Here is a 16,013-nt window from a genome sequence, read left to right as displayed (position 1 = left end):
TTAGTTTTTGTGTTTTGTAATTTTTAATGGAATTTGAATATTATACGAATGCCGTACATTATTCGCATCAATAGTATCCGCAGCACATAAAAGTGCCACCGGTTCTCCGTTTTCAATAAAAACCTGCGGACGTTCCAAATGATTAAATTTAGTGGTTGAACCATCTTCCCAGGTTACTGTTTTATCTGATATTTCAAAATGTTTGGCCTGGTTCCAATTGATGCCGTCCTCAGAATCATAATGCACCAAAGAAAATACACGTTTTTTACCCTCGTGCTTAATGCGTTTCACAATAGCACGGTATTTCCCTTCCTGGTACCAGATATAAGGGTCTTCAGCGGGAAAACGCTCCCCTTCAAATGTAAAAACGGGATCCGGATACTTTTTAAAGGGCCCTGTTGGAGAGTCTGCAATGGCCACCATGTGCACCACGGGCCCGCCTTGTGGCAAAGGAAACTTTTTCCCTACAGCTTTATATACCATCAAGATCTTTCCATCTGCCATTTGACAAACGGATGGATTGGAGGTCATTAAAGCATCATGTGCCAGTGAATCATTTTCAGTGATATTCAGAACAGGTTTATCAAAACGTTTCCACGGGCCGTTTGGACTATCAGCAACCGCCACACCAATACGCTGGTTGTTTCTATGCACCCAATTTATCTTTTGTTTACCGGGGGCACTTACTATTTTTTTATCACCTGTATTGCCCATATAATATAGGTAGTACTTACCATTGAATTTATGAACCGTTGGATTATGTGTGGTTGAACCATCCCAAAATTCAGGACCTCTGTCCGGAAGCGCATCGTCTTTATACTTAAAAGGACCGAATGGTGACTCTGATGTTGCATGGGCAATTATGGAGTAATTCACCCACTCCCAGCCAATTTTTTTGGGCCAAATGGAATAAAACATATGGTACAGATTATCTTCCCCTTTTACCAAAGAGCCACCCCAAATACTCATGGTATCATTAACAAATACCGATTGGGGAGCGACCTTCTCAAACTCAATTTTATAATCAATAACCGCTTTCTTTTTTGGGTCCTGTTTGTTTTCTTTTTTTCCACAGGCACCAATAACAAGTGCAATGACCACTAAGCCTATAAGCTGTTTTATTTTTAACATATTTATATTAATTTTTAATAGGTATTTGAACATTAAAAGCATGCAATACACCTTTTTCATCTTTAACATCCGAAGCACATAAAAGTGCTATTGGTTTTCCATTTTCTATATATAACTGGGGCCTTTCTAAATGGTCTACCTTCTGCGTAGTCCCGTCTTCCCAATTTATTTCCAGTTTAGAGACTAAACCGTTTTTAGATAAGTTCCAATCAAATCCATCTTCAGATTCAAATAATACCAAAGCTTGACCTGCATCAGTAAAAGCACCATGCATATCTTTTACAATGGCTCTATACTTGCCTTTTTCATACCAAATAAAAGGGTCCTCTGCGGGAAAATCATGTCCTTTAGCCGTAAATACGGGTTTATCATATTTCTTAAAAGGTCCCGTTGGACTATCTGATGTAGCTACACAATGTACTACCGGCCCTCCTGAAATTTTCTTGATTTTTTTCCCAACTGCTTTATACACCATTAAATACCCTCCATCCGGACGTTTTGTGATGGAAGGATTATTAGCCAACAGAGCATCCAAGGCATTTTCATCAGAACTCGCATCAATTAATGGTGTGTCGAAACGTTTCCAAGGACCATTAGGATCATCAGCCACTGCAACACCAATTCGTTGATTGTTTCTGTGTGTCCAATTGTATTTGATCTTTCCAGGTACACACGGGTTGACACCATCTCCTGTGTTACCCATATAGTACAGGTAATACTTACCATCGAATTTATGTACTGTTGGGTTATGAGTGCAAAGTCCATCCCAAAATTCAGCACCTCTGACTCCAAGAGTTACATCTTTATGAATAAATGGGCCAAACGGAGATTTAGATGTCGCATGAGCAATTTCGGAATGCGTAACCCATGCCCATCCAAGGTCTTTTTTCCATCTTGAATAAAACATATGGTACAAGCTATCCTGCCCTTTTATTATTGAAGCACCCCATATGGTTATGGAATCACTCTCAAACTTAGATTTTAAGGCTACTTTATCGAACTCTAATTTATAATTATCGTCCTTTACAGGTTCCATAGTCTCATTTTTTCCCTTACCACAAGAAAAAATAAAACAGGTTACTACTATTAGGTATATTATTTTTTTTACCATAAATAAGGCTTTATTAGTAACTGTTATTTTGCTTCTACACTATTGGACCACCCACTGTCTCCTGTTTCTGTTTTTCGCTTCAATTTGCAATAAACCATTTGCTCTCCATTTAAATCAATAGATACCATACCTCTTACATTTGAGACGAATTCTTTATCTAAATTATCTCTGGAAGTTCCATATTTAATCGTATAATCGCCATCATCAAAATCACTGGAATAGCCAATAACCAGTTTATTATCAGTGATAAAGGCATCCCAGATAACTGGCGGTAATGCCTTTTGGTTAGTTGTGGCTTTCACTTCTTCGGAAGGGTTGCTGATCCCTTTATCATTTACCGCATAAAGTTTGAAGCCGTACGCTTTGCCATTACCCAGGCTGTCAACATTAATGGCGTTGGTTATGGTTCTATATGATTTAGTCTCTTGTCCTGTATCATTTTTATAAGTCACAAAATATTCAGTAGCATTAGGCACTTTATCAAATAGTATTCTAACAGCATTTTTTCCTGGAATTACTTCGTTTATTTCCGGCGTTATGGCTTTTTGAAATGAAAGGGTTTGGTCAAATCTCGAATGGTTTGTTGGTGTTACCAGACTAACCTTTAAATCTAAAACATTATCCGGTAAATCGTCCCAGGTGATGGAACCTTTCCAATAGTTGTCCTCTGGTCTTAAAGCCGGTAAATCCATAGCCTTATTTAAAACTATGGCGCCGGCCGTATCTGTAAATTGATACTTCAACTGATACCCTGTCATGGTATGACTTGGATAGTCACTTCTGCTTTTAATAGGTATTAGAATGTCCGCCGATTTCTTTTTAAAATCAACATTTAATATTTCAAGATTCTCTATAGGGGCATGCTCTTTTTTAATACGGTCAAATAAGCGCCTTTTGTGCCTCCATGACGTGATGATACCCCAGACTCTGTTTTCTTCGGCTGTGGTAGCCGCATAACCACTTCGGTAGTCATTGAAGGTCCACATGGAAGTCCCGATCACAAACTCATTTTTATGCCTGTAATGGTTCATCCATTCGGAAAATATTTCTTTATCACCATCTATTTCTGTTGATGGGAAAGGATCAAATCCATATTCCGAAATAAAGACCGGTTTATCGGGCCATTTGGTTCTTAAGGCATTTAAAATTTCCTGAGGTTTCCCCTGCCAGCGATACATATTATGCATGATCAGGTCTACATAGGTATTAGGGTCTGTTTCAGGCGTGTACTGTTCTTTCTGGCCTGAATTACTCACACAGGTAACTAACCTGTAAGGATCGATTTCGTTCTTTACATATGCCATGGCGGCTTTACCATAGGCCATATGATTGTTTAGTTCATTCCCCACACTCCAGCCAATAATACTCGGGTGATTAATGTCCCGTTCAATCATACCCTTAAGCCAATATTTGGATAGGAAATAGTTCTTTTCAGAAATTTTCAGATTATGTTTTTCGGTTACTTTTATATAAGGTTCATCCAACATTAAAATCTCTTCATCTTCGGGGTTTACTTTAATTCCTGTTTCTTTTTCAAGTTTTGAAAGCGGATAATAATTGGCCCTGAACTCGTCATTATCTAAATCCCTTACATTAACTTCTTCAAACAATAGAATTCCCTTTTTATCACACAGTTCCATCAGTTTTTCATTTTGCGTGCCATGCATGATTCTCATAAAATTGGCGCCTGCTTCTTTCATAAGATCTACGTCCTTTTCTAAAATGGCAACAGGCTCAGAAGAGCCCCAAAATCTGCTCTCACTTACCCTGTTGAAACCTGCCAGTCGTACCGGTTCGCCATTCAATAGCATTTGAGAATCTGTCAATTCAATTTTTCTAATCCCGAAGTTATCCTGCCTGGCATCAACTTGACCATTAGAATCAGATACTGAAGTTTCGAGCTTATAAAGGTTGGGGTGATCAAAATGCCAGAGCTTAACATTTTCGGCTGATAACGTAGTTTCCAAATGTATGTCCTTAACCGAGTTTGCATCAATTTCCATGGTTCCGCTAAGGCCAGCTATTTCGTCCGTATCAACTATCTTAGAATTAACATTAACTGTTCTTTTTTCCGGAGCATTATTTTCAATCCTCACTTTTAATTTTAACTGAGCCGTTCCTTTTTCCAAATCCGGTTCCGCATGCATGTATTGATAATCTATCCTAACATCTTTGTTTTTTGTTAACGTTACATCTCTTATAATGCCGCCCCAATTCCAGGTAGCTCCCACAATAGCACTATTATCGGCCTGAACCGCAATGACATTTTTTCCATTAAAATTTAAGGCTCCAGTTACATCGAACTCAAAAGGTGTAAATCCGCCCCTGTTTTTCCCAATGAATTTTCCATTGAGGTAAACTTTTGAAAGGTGATACACCCCACCAAATTTTAAATAATACCGGTTACCTGAAGCTTTAGTCCAACCTTCGGGAGTATCAATAGTTTTTCTGTACCAACCTTTTCCCGTATAATTTGAAAAATCGTTGATCATGCCCCAATGCCCGGGTACCTTTAAGTCATACCAGTCAGAATCATCAAAATCAGTCTTAAATACCTGTTTTGGTTCTTCTTTGGCGGTTAAATATTTCTCTTCGGAGATTTCCCTGAACATAACAGCATCGGCCGCAACGGCTCCGCTTACAATGGCCGTAAGCTCTACGTAATTTTCATCTTCACTGTTAAAATTGTAAATACCCAAACTTATCCACTCATTACAATAAGTTCTTTGGCTTACATACTTGGTGGTAATACCTTCTGCGTGCTTGACGTTGTATTGAGTGGTAAGGTGCGATGCAAATGGGAATATTGTAAATACCTCATAATAACCGGAATTCTTAAAATTGGGATAGAACCTAACATACGAGCTATCGGTTTTATTACCACCCTTCAGTTCTGTTAGGGTAAAATTGTGCTGCAAATAATCTTCCCCGTATAATTTTGAAAAGCGAGCTGCCGTTTTTTTGCTGCTCCATTTACCCTGGGTTTTAACATTGTTATCATTATTATCAATAACAATATCACTTTCAGTTTCTTTAATATTTAAATAATTTGAGCCTTCACCATAAATGGTGTGGAATTTCCAATGGCCATTTAATGAAAGTGCATCATTTGTTATAAGCTCCTCTTCAGAATTACAACTTACAAGTAATAATACTATTAAAACTAAAAAAACGTGTCTCATATTAATTTTGTTTAAGTGGAATTCTAAGGTTGCATGCATGCCCTCTGTGAACTCCGTCTACTGTTATACCTAATGCACCAAATAAGAAAGTGGGTTTGCCATCTTCTACCAATAATTGAGGACGCTCAATTTTATACTCCGTTCTGGTACCATCTTCTTTCAGAATTTTTCCAGGAACCACCATCGGATGTTTTGATTGCACCCAATCATGTCCATTATCTGATTCCATCAAAGCAATAGCCCCATAATCACCTGTAAACGAACCTTTTATATCAGTCACTAAAGCATAGTATTTCCCATCCTGACTCCATACATAGGGGTCTTCGGCGATCATATGTGTTTCTTCCTCTCCTTTTAATTCGAAAATGGTCTCTTTGTACTTAGTGAATGGTCCTAGCGGACTATCAGCAGATGCAGCCATATATCGTACATTCCCCCCCTTTGATACCACCCAGGTGTCATCACTCTCCATATCTACAGGTTTCCAATCTTCGGTTTTAGCTACCACTTTGTATACTGCGAACATTTTTCCATCAGGTCCCACATTTACAGCCGGATTAGTAACCACAAGTGCGTCCGGAGCATTCGGGTCTTCATCTACAGTGATGACTGGCTCATCAAGTCTATTCCACGGCCCTTCAGGATTATCTGACCATGCCACTCCAATCCTTTGATTATTTCTATAAATCCACCAGTCCTTATGTTTCATTGAAGTAGGCTGCACAGCTTTAACAGAAGATGTGCAGCCCATGTAATACAGGTAATACCTTCCGTTTTTTCTAATGATGTTAGGGTTATGTGTGGTTGTACCGTCCCAGAATTGTTCCCCACGAGCAGGCAATGCCACATTTACATGTTTATAAGGGCCTTCAGCTTTATCTGCCACCGCATAGGCAATCTCAGAATCTGTTACCCAACCCATATGTCCCAATTCATATTCCCATCTGGAATAATACATATGGTATTTTCCATCATCACCTTTTACCACTGAAGCTCCCCATATATGATAGTCTTCACTAATAAATTTGTGCTTCTCGGAAACCGGTTGTACCATGGCTCCAAGATTTAGTTCTTTGTGTGCTTCTATGACTTGCTCTTTGTTTTTTTCTTTACATGACACTAATGCCATAAAAGAAAAAAGAGTTACCACTAAAAATGATATTTTACATTTTACTTGCATACTATTTCAAATATAGCCGCCGGAACATCTTTTGAAGGATGTCCTAATTCAACGGTAAACCCTTTTAAATTCAAAGGTTCACTTGGCTTAAAACTATTAATGGTTTGATAATTGCCTTCAACTTGATGAAGTACCTTACCACTTAGATCTCTTATCACATAATTACGCACACAGAATGGCACGACTTCCTCGGGATGTCCCATTAAAGTAGATTCCATTGGGTGGTCATAATCCGGGTCTAGGAACAGTTTAATCTCTGAAATAGTCTTGGCCTTATCCCATTCTATTTTTAGGGTTGGGTTTTCATCATTTAAATCGGCTACCCAGGCATTCACTGCTCCCCAGGGGCGAACATAACCATTACCAATATTATCACTATTAAAAGATTTTATAGCCGGTGAAATTTCCATAGCTATATTTTGACCGTCAGGCCTTCTATGTGGCGTCCAAAATTCAAACTCGTCCACCCCAATATTTGGTGGCGGTACTTGTTTGCCATTATTAGATACTGCTTTATTTACACCATTAAACACCGAAAGTACTCCTGTATAACGCTTATTGCTTGTTTTTAAACTTACCTTATCGTTCGCTAAAAACGTCACAAAACCATATTGATTTGTCGGCACACCAATCGAAAAGTCAATTGACATATATTGTTCACCCTTTCCTAATTGAAACGATTGCGTTTCTAAAATAACCTCCGGTGCGTAGTTTTTTGATTTTTCCGAGGTTCGCAATTGCACTTCCAAAGTAGTGGCTTCATCTGCATTTATCAACACTTTAAACCGATAGTTTTCATCTGCATTTAAAGGCAATAATTGTGCTGCCGAAATGTTCAGTCTAAACCAATCACCGTCAAAAGGAATTTCCGAAACCTCTAAAGTTGAAGAAGCTTCAACCGCAGCCTGATTGATTAGATTAGAAGCAGGTTTTATGGGGATGTTCGGAATGCTTTGCCCAACAATATTCAACTCGTTCTGGAGTTCTTCAATAGTGCCATTGCTCAATATATCTGTAGGCTTTAAGTTTTTGTCAGTACATAAAGCTGCGGCCATACCAACCGCCTGGGCACATAGTCCTGTGGTGCCCATCACACGTGTTGAACCAAATGCCACATGTGTGGCACTTATAATTCTACCGGCTAAAAACAAGTTCTCAATATCCTTACTTACAAACGAACGGTACGGAATCTGATACACCCCTTTGGAATGCCATTGGGTACAGGCCGACAGTTTGCTGTAAACACCATCGGCCGGATGTAAATCTATAGCCCATCCACCATGCGCTATGGCATCATCAAACGCTTGTTGCTCAATCACATCTTGCTGCTTCATCATATATAAACCTTCAAATCGGCGACTTTCACGTTTTCCCGGGATAGTCCCTACCCATTCTAAAGTCATATTATCTACATCATCAAATTCTCCTGAATTTTTAATGTAATCCCAAACGCCATAAATCACTTTCCATAGCTCGTATTTAATATGTTCCGTATCATGAATGGTATCATGCCGCCCGCCATACTCAAACCACCAAAACCGACACCCTTTGTCATCTTTTCCGATGGCCTTATAACGCGGTATTTGTTTTATATCCTTTAAAGCAAACTCCGGTGCCTTAAACTTGACCGGCTTATCGGTATTTTTACTGTAGAAATACATGGAGTGCCCCAAAAGTTCTCCATAAGATTTATCAGGCGCAAACAACTCCCCAAACTCTTCCTTGGGTTCTGCCCCCATTCTAAAGGATGCGCCCGCCTTAAAGGCTACAATACCATCACCGGAAGCATCACAGAATAAGGGTGCTTTTACAATATATTCTGTTGAATTTTGCGAATTAAAGGCCTTTACGGATTCAATCTGTGTATCGCTTGATTTAGTAACGTCGTAAACACTGGTATTTAAAAGCAAGGTGATATTGTCTTCGTTTAGTACCTTTTCCAATAAAACAGTATCAAAAATAACGGCGTTCCCTTCCGGGTTTCTATACAGATTCTCTACCAGAATCTCATCCATGACACCGCCTTCGCGTGACCATCGGTTATTATTCCCCATGTGGGAAGTGGCTCCTAAAATCCACAACCTGACTTCTGAGGAGGCATTCCCTCCTAAAACGGGGCGGTCCTGGATCAATACCACTTTAATACCTTTTCTGGCTGCTGTAATAGCAGCACAAACGCCAGCCGTACCACCACCGGTAATACTTAAATCACATCCCAGTGTTACGGTTTTACTAGTTCTTTTTTCTTTATGAAATGATTCTTTTATCATTAAAACAAAACTGTTTTTATTTTTTAGACTTTCTTATAATATATAATCCTAAAACCAGAATAGCAGTCCCCATACCCCAAACAAGTGTTTTAGCCGATTCTGCCATAAATGATAATATAATAATTAGTACTCCTGTTGATGCTACTCCAAGACCAATAACTCTTATTCCCTTTTTATTGCTACTGGCATCTTCTTCTATATTGCTTGTCTCTTTTTTAGATTCCAGCAATTCCATATAATTGTCATATTGAGTGGTTCTACTCTTAGATTGTATAAAGTAAAGTTCAAGAATAGCCAACAAGACAATAGGAATCCCCATGCCCACTACCATTTCCATGGCACGACCTAGTGTAACTCCTATTAAATCCGGAGCTAAAAATTTAAAAAATGCATTAATAACGAGCGAAATAATAGTTACTGAAAGCACAGACTTTCCGGTTTGATGTTTCGAGAACAAGGCCCACAAAGGCGGTAAAAACATGGCACCTCCGGTTAAGGCTGCCACACTCATAACTACCTCCACAATACCACCAAAATATGGCACCATCAAAGCAATTATAATTGTGAGAATACCCAAGGAAACTGTGGCTATACGCCCTACTCTAACCAAACCCTGGTTGGTAGTTTTTGGAAACATATTCTTGTAAATATCATTTGCCAACACACCCGCCGATATATTCAGTGTGGTGTTCACAGAACTGGATGTAGCGAATACCATGCCTCCCAACATTAATCCTAACATACCTACCGGTAATACTTCTTTACACATTAAAAGGTAAGCACCTTCATCAGCCAGATTTCCTAAATCCGGATTTAAAACTTTATAGATCATGGGCGGCAACATCCAAACAAGAGGACTAATAGTATATAGTGCACCGAATAACCATCCTACTTTTTTAGCATCTTTGGGTGTAGCCACACTGGTATAACGTTGTACATAAGCCCAATTCCCTGCAATAAAAAACAAATTATACAGACCAAAAGCCACCATAAATACTCCGGTGTATTCTGAATTGGTAAACTCAAAGAAATGTTCCGGAGCATTCGCAATGAAATTGTCAATACCGCCTATTTTATCGAACGATAAAGGCAGTACGATTAAAACTGCAGCTGTCAGTACAATAAACTGTAGCACATCGGTAACAATTACGGCCCAAAGTCCGCCCACCGCGGTATAAATCAATATAAGGATCCCCAAAACAATAATACTGGTTGAAATAGGGATCCCTGTAGATACTTCAACTATTTTGGCCACCGGATATAAAAAGGCGCCTGTAGTAAATATAGAAATAAACAAAAACAGATATGTGTAGATCTTTTGGGTGGATATGCCCAATCTGTCTGAGATAAACTCCGCAGCTGTCAAAGCTTTGGTTTTTTGCCATTTGGGCGCAATAAAAAATCCTATAATAACCCCTGCAATACACATGGTCCATTGAATACTCACCGCTACCCAGCCACTGGAATATGCTATGGAACCCCATACTACAAAAGTACCGGCAGAAAAGAAACTCATGAATAAAGACAGACCACTCATCCACCAGGGTAAAGCGCCTCCGGCTGCAAAAAACGACTTCATGTTTTTACCTGCTTTAGAGAAACTCATTCCGCATACAAAAACCAGGGCGGTGAATACTAAAATGACTATGATATCAATATTGTTCATCAGGAAAAGGTTGAAATTCTTTTAAAGATACTGCTTGATAATATATGATTAATCGGAAACGCGAAATATATCCTCGGAAACGATACCGAAAACAACAAAAAATACCGAAAACGTTTCCGAAATGACTACATTTGTCTTATGAAGCACTACACCATAAAAGATATTGCCAAAAAATTGAACGTATCAATTTCTACAGTTTCCAGGGCCTTTAATGATAAATACGACATTAAAAAAGAGACCAAAGAGCTTATTCTAAAAACAGCCGAAGACATGGGTTATATTCCCAATCCTATCGCGAAAAAATTGAGTCAAAAGCGTTCTTTGAATATTGGTGTGGTTGTTCCTGAATTTATAAACGAGTATTATTCTGAGATTGTGATAGCATTACAGGAGTTTTTAATCTCAAAAGGGTATCAGGTACTGGTCATGCAATCGGATGAAAACGAAGAACAGGAACTTATCAATGCTCAGACACTTATCAATAATATGGTTGACGGTTTAATTGTAGCTCCAACTACGGGAAATCGGAATATGAAATACTACCAGGATAGAATTAAGGAAGGCTACCCCATTGTCTTTTTAAATCGGATTGAAGAATCCGTTCCTGTTTCAAAAGTGGTTTTTAATAATATGAAGTGGAGTTTTTTTGCTACGGAACACTTGATAAGGCAAGGTTACAAGAAAATCTATCACTTATCCGGATATAAGGATCTATCGGTGTCTTATGAACGTATTCAAGGCTTTAAAAAGGCTATGAATAAACATCACATTCCAAAAGAAAATTATAAAATCATTGAAACCGGTTTACTGGCTAAAGAGGGTATGGAAGTTATTGAAGACCTCATCTATCATCATGATGTTCCCGATGCCTTTTTCTGTGTGAACGATATGGTGGCGCTGGGTGCTATTAGAAAGTTAAAAGACAATGGTTATAAGGTCCCTGAAGATGTTGCTTTTGTTGGTTTTACCGAAACCCGTATGGCCGAATTGGTAACCCCTCAATTGAGCAGTGTTAAACAACCTACTTTTAAGATGGCTAAAAAAGCCGGCGAGTTGCTTATAGAACGCATTGAAGATGAAAATGCTCCTATTGAAACCATAGTAATGAACGGGGAGTTTAATATTAGGCAGTCTTCGGTTAGGGAAAGTTCTATTTTATAAAAAAGCCGATAAGGTTAATTATTGGCTTAAATTATTATCGAGATTCTTCGCTTGAGCCTGTCCTGAGCGTAGTCGAAGGGCTCAGAATGACATGTTTCAATTTGAGTTAAAGTGTCATTGCGAGGAACGAAGCAATCTCATGCAGTTCATTAAACAGACTGCCACGGTCATGTTTCCCTCGCAGAGACGTTAAAATTTACTTTGAAACCATTTCAATTTTAGACGATTTCAATCCTTTAGATTTTGCATACAGCGTAATCTTTCCGGAAATGGCATCTGCTTTTACAATGGCTAAACACATACCACTAAAGGCTTTTCTGTGACTAGCCTGAAAAGACTCTACACTGGTTTGATTGCCATTATCAACAGCTAATAACTCACCGGTGCCTTTAACTGAAAAATGCACAAGATTTTCGGCATTCGGACAAAGGTTTCCGTTTTTATCTTCAATTCTAACGGTTACATAGGCTAAATCCACACCATCAGCATTGATGTCCTTTCGGTCAACTGATAAGCTTATTTTAGCCGGTTTTCCGGCAGTGTTGATTTGTTTTTCCAGAATTTGTTTGCCGTTTTTGTAACCTACCACTTTGATGTTTCCTGCTTCATAGGGTACCTCCCAGGACAATCTGTATTTAGATTGAAAGGTTTTTGGTTCGTATCTTAAAAAGTTAACCTTAAGTTCTGTTAAGTCTTTCCCTTTCACCTTTCTACCCATAGACTTTCCATTCACGAAAAGTTCGGCACTATCACAGTTGGTGTAACAGTACACCGGAATGGTTTGTCCTTCCATACCTTTCCAGTTCCAGTGTGGCAACAGGTGAATCATAGGCTCCGTCGTCCACTGACTTTGATACAGGAAGAATCGATCTTTCGGGAAACCACATAAATCCACCGCACCAAAATAAGAGCTGTGTGACGGCCAATCGGCATTCCAATACCCATTAGTGGAGTTATCCTTTCCTCCATAGGGTGTTGGTTCTCCTAAATAATCAAAACCTGTCCAGATAAACTCACCCATACTATGTGGGTTTAGCTCCTGAAAATGAAACTCCACATCCGGAGGATAGGCCCATGGTGGTCCTATTAAATCGTAGCTGGTCACATGTTTGGACTCATGGGTTTTATACTTTTCAATAGGCAAATGATAAACCCCTCTACTACTGGTACAGCTAGACGTTTCCGATCCATATAACGGCAACTCCGGGTAATTTCCTCTAATCTCGCTGTATTTGGTTGGTTTATAGTTTACACCGGCAATATCCACTTGTTGCGCCATATTATTATCGTAAGGCCCCGAATAGTTATTGAAACCTGCCGAGGTTGGCCTGGTCCTATCCAATTCCTTGACATAATCATTAAGGACTTTTGCGGTTCGCCAGCCATTCTTTTTATCTTTTTGTTCAATGATCTCATTACCAATACTCCACATAACTATGGATGGGTGATTTCTATCCCTTAGTACCATATCCTTGATATCGCGTTCACCCCATTCTTCAAAAAACTTGTTATAGCCATTGGGCACTTTTTCCATTTTCCAAACGTCGAAGGCTTCATCCTGAACCAAAAGTCCCAATTCATCGCATAATTCTAAAAACTCCCTGGACGGCGGATTATGACTGGTACGGATGGCATTGACCCCCATACTTTTCATAATTTGAAGTTTGCGTTCATCGGCTCTTCTGTAAACCGCAGCCCCTAAAGCCCCATTATCATGATGTAAACAAACGCCATTAAAACGGACCGGTTTGTTGTTTAAAAAGAACCCATCTTTGGTATAAGCAATGGTTCGCATTCCGAAACGGGTTTTATAGGTATCAAGTACCTCGTCTCCTTTTGAAATAGTGGTCACCGCATGATATAAATGTGGTGTCTCCATATCCCAGATCAAGGGCTTTTTTATTTTAGTGTATAGTGCTGAAATTGCAGAACCCTTTGCTTTTATAGTTAGTTCTTCACTTTCTGAAGCAATCAGTATGTTTTCTGAATTATAATATGCTTGCTTCACGGTAACAGTTTCGGCTTTACCACTTTTATTTACCACCGTGGTTTCGTTTTGAATCACCCCGATTTCCTTTGTAACTGTTGGCGTCGTTATAAAGGTGCCCCATTGCCCAACGTGTATTGGGTTATCAATTTTCAGCCATACGGAACGATAGATACCCGCCCCTGGATACCATCTGGAGGATAAATCTTCCGGCGTCAATCTTACGGCCACAACATTATCTGACCCGTCATATTTTAGATATTTACTAACATCAAATTCAAATCCGATGTATCCATACGGGCGTTTTCCAACAAATTCGCCATTGATCCAAACATGGGCATTGTACATGGCCCCTTCAAACTCCAAACGCACCACTTTTCCTTTGGCTTCGGCATTCATTTTAAAATGCTTTCTGTACCAACCGGTGCCGTGAAATGGCAGTCCACCCGCCCGGGCATTGTATTTTACATCAAAGGGACCTTCTATAGCCCAATCGTGTGGTAAATCTAGATTGCGCCATTTTGAATCGTCAAAGGACACTTTTTCCGCGCCTTCTGCTTTATCATTATAGAACTTCCACGACTCATTGAAATTTTGATTTTGTGCATTTAGACTACTTAAGCCCCATGCTACAACAACCAGTAAACTTAATAGTTTATTCATTTTATTAGTTGATTTAATTTATTGTTTATCCCTTTTAAATATTAAAAATTTGTCACTCTGAACTCGTTTCAGAGTCTCTACTTTCTGTTTATAGGATGCTGAAAACACTTCGACTGCGCTCAGTGTGACAAGGACTTGTTCTTATATGACTTTATAGTGTTTTTTCAACCGTAACAATTCCTTTTTCATTTCTGAAATTTTACCGCTATCCTTAAGTTGAAGGTATAGATTATTCATTTCCGATGGATCTTTCTTCAAATCATAAAACTCCCATTCTTCTTCACCTTTCACATCTGTACCATAGAACCTGATCAGTTTATAACGCTTATTGGCGATACCTTCATGACGCCGTACCGAATGTGCTCCGGGGTACTCATAATAGTGATAGTAAAGGCTCTCTCTCCAGTCCTTAGGCGTTTTGCCCTTTAAAATGGGCACTAAACTTTTCCCTTGCATATCATCCGGGATGGGCGCTCCGGCTATATCCAAAAAGGTTTCGGCAAAATCGATATTCTGAACCAAATCCGAATTGACACTTCCCGGTTTGGTTTGTCCCGGCCACTTCACAATTAAAGGCGTTCTAAAGGATTCTTCATACATAAAACGCTTGTCAAACCAACCATGCTCACCCATATAAAACCCTTGATCTGAGGAGTACATAACAATTGTGTTTTTATCTAAACCTGTTTCTTTTAAATAAGCCATTACACGGCCAATATTTTGGTCAACACTCCATATACATCTCAAATAATCTTTCATGTAAATCTGGTACTTCAATTTAAGTAGTTCATCATCTTTTAAATCCAGGTCTTTATATTTTTCACGCCTGGCATCAAACCTGTCATCTATACCTCTTTTGACCCAAAATTCATTTTCCGGTTCGGTCATCTTTAAATCACGATGCAGATTCATATCCCTTAAGATACTCATGGTTTGACCATGTGCCGCTGTAGTCCGGGTATCGTAATTATCGAATAAATTATCTGGCTCCGGAATCTCAATATCTTCATACAAGTTCATGTGTTCTCTACTTGGCACCCACGCCCTATGAGGTGCTTTGTGATGTAACATCATCATAAATGGTTTGCTTTTATCCCTTTTATTCTCTAACCAATCCAAAGATTTATCTGTTATAATATCTGTGGTATAGCCTTTATACTGGTTTTTTCCGTTATCGGACAGCAATACCGGATCCACATACGAGCCTTGCCCCAATAACACTTCCCAATAATCAAAGCCTTGCATATTGCCATCTAAATGGATTTTACCAATCATAGCGGTTTGGTACCCATTCTTCCTAAGGATCTTTTGGAATTGCTGCTGGTCATGGTCAAACGGATGCTTTTTGGTATTGGTGAACTTGCCGTTCATATGACTCATCTTCCCGGTTAATAAGGCAGCTCTACTGGGGGCACAAATAGAATTTTCAACATAGCATTTATTGAAAATCATACCTTCTGAGGCCAGCTTATCTAAGTTTGGGGTCGGATTCAGGTCTTGTAACCGGCCTCCATAAGCGCCGATGGTTTGGTAGGAATGGTCATCGGTAAAGATCCAGATGATATTAGGCTTTTCCTGCGCATATGCAGTTAAACTTAATAGGATCAATAAAAGTGGAAATAGTTTGGTTCTCATTTATTATTTGAAATTCGTTAATACCTG

General features: G+C 39.1%; 9 protein-coding genes. 1 reads left to right on the top strand and 8 read right to left on the bottom strand.

The features are described 5' to 3' along the window. The 6 genes from Q0983_RS16650 to Q0983_RS16625 form a co-directional block, all read right to left on the bottom strand. Positions 1–1,131 carry a glycoside hydrolase family protein gene (locus tag Q0983_RS16650; RefSeq protein WP_299555909.1) on the bottom strand — a complete coding sequence of 377 codons (1,131 nt, stop codon included), beginning with the start codon at positions 1,129–1,131 and terminating at the stop codon, positions 1–3. Between the two features lie 7 nt (positions 1,132–1,138). Next, complete coding sequence (locus tag Q0983_RS16645) at positions 1,139–2,167, bottom strand: glycoside hydrolase family protein (protein WP_299555907.1); 1,029 nt, start codon at positions 2,165–2,167, stop codon at positions 1,139–1,141. Between the two features lie 98 nt (positions 2,168–2,265). Beyond that, positions 2,266–5,424 (bottom strand): glycoside hydrolase family 2 TIM barrel-domain containing protein, encoded by a 3,159-nt coding sequence (locus Q0983_RS16640; RefSeq protein ID WP_299555905.1) that lies wholly within the window; start codon positions 5,422–5,424, stop codon positions 2,266–2,268. A gap of 1 nt (position 5,425) precedes the next feature. Continuing rightward, positions 5,426–6,574 carry a glycoside hydrolase family protein gene (locus Q0983_RS16635; protein ID WP_299555903.1) on the bottom strand — a complete coding sequence of 383 codons (1,149 nt, stop codon included), beginning with the start codon at positions 6,572–6,574 and terminating at the stop codon, positions 5,426–5,428. Between the two features lie 20 nt (positions 6,575–6,594). After that, positions 6,595–8,874, bottom strand: a complete 2,280-nt coding sequence (locus tag Q0983_RS16630) for an FAD-dependent oxidoreductase (RefSeq protein ID WP_299555901.1) — start codon at positions 8,872–8,874, stop codon at positions 6,595–6,597. 16 nt (positions 8,875–8,890) lie between these two features. Next, entirely contained in the window at positions 8,891–10,540 is a 1,650-nt protein-coding gene (locus Q0983_RS16625) for a sodium:solute symporter family protein (protein WP_299555898.1), read from the bottom strand. 138 nt (positions 10,541–10,678) lie between these two features. On the opposite strand from Q0983_RS16625, the gene Q0983_RS16620 reads away from it, so the two are divergent. Next, complete coding sequence (locus tag Q0983_RS16620; RefSeq protein WP_299555896.1) at positions 10,679–11,701, top strand: LacI family DNA-binding transcriptional regulator; 1,023 nt, start codon at positions 10,679–10,681, stop codon at positions 11,699–11,701. Between the two features lie 196 nt (positions 11,702–11,897). On the opposite strand, the gene Q0983_RS16615 is transcribed toward Q0983_RS16620, so the two are convergent. Together Q0983_RS16615 and Q0983_RS16610 are read right to left on the bottom strand one after the other, a co-directional pair. Beyond that, a complete protein-coding gene (locus tag Q0983_RS16615) occupies positions 11,898–14,351 on the bottom strand; it encodes a glycoside hydrolase family 2 TIM barrel-domain containing protein (protein WP_299555894.1) in 2,454 nt (817 codons plus the stop codon). A gap of 141 nt (positions 14,352–14,492) precedes the next feature. Continuing rightward, positions 14,493–15,986 (bottom strand): sulfatase, encoded by a 1,494-nt coding sequence (locus tag Q0983_RS16610; RefSeq protein WP_299555892.1) that lies wholly within the window; start codon positions 15,984–15,986, stop codon positions 14,493–14,495. Positions 15,987–16,013 lie beyond the last annotated feature (27 nt).

This window comes from Seonamhaeicola sp. (assembly GCF_028281565.1).
Taxonomy (GTDB): domain Bacteria; phylum Bacteroidota; class Bacteroidia; order Flavobacteriales; family Flavobacteriaceae; genus Seonamhaeicola.
Note: the sequence above shows the minus strand (reverse complement) of the source record. Positions and strands in the feature narration are given on the sequence as shown.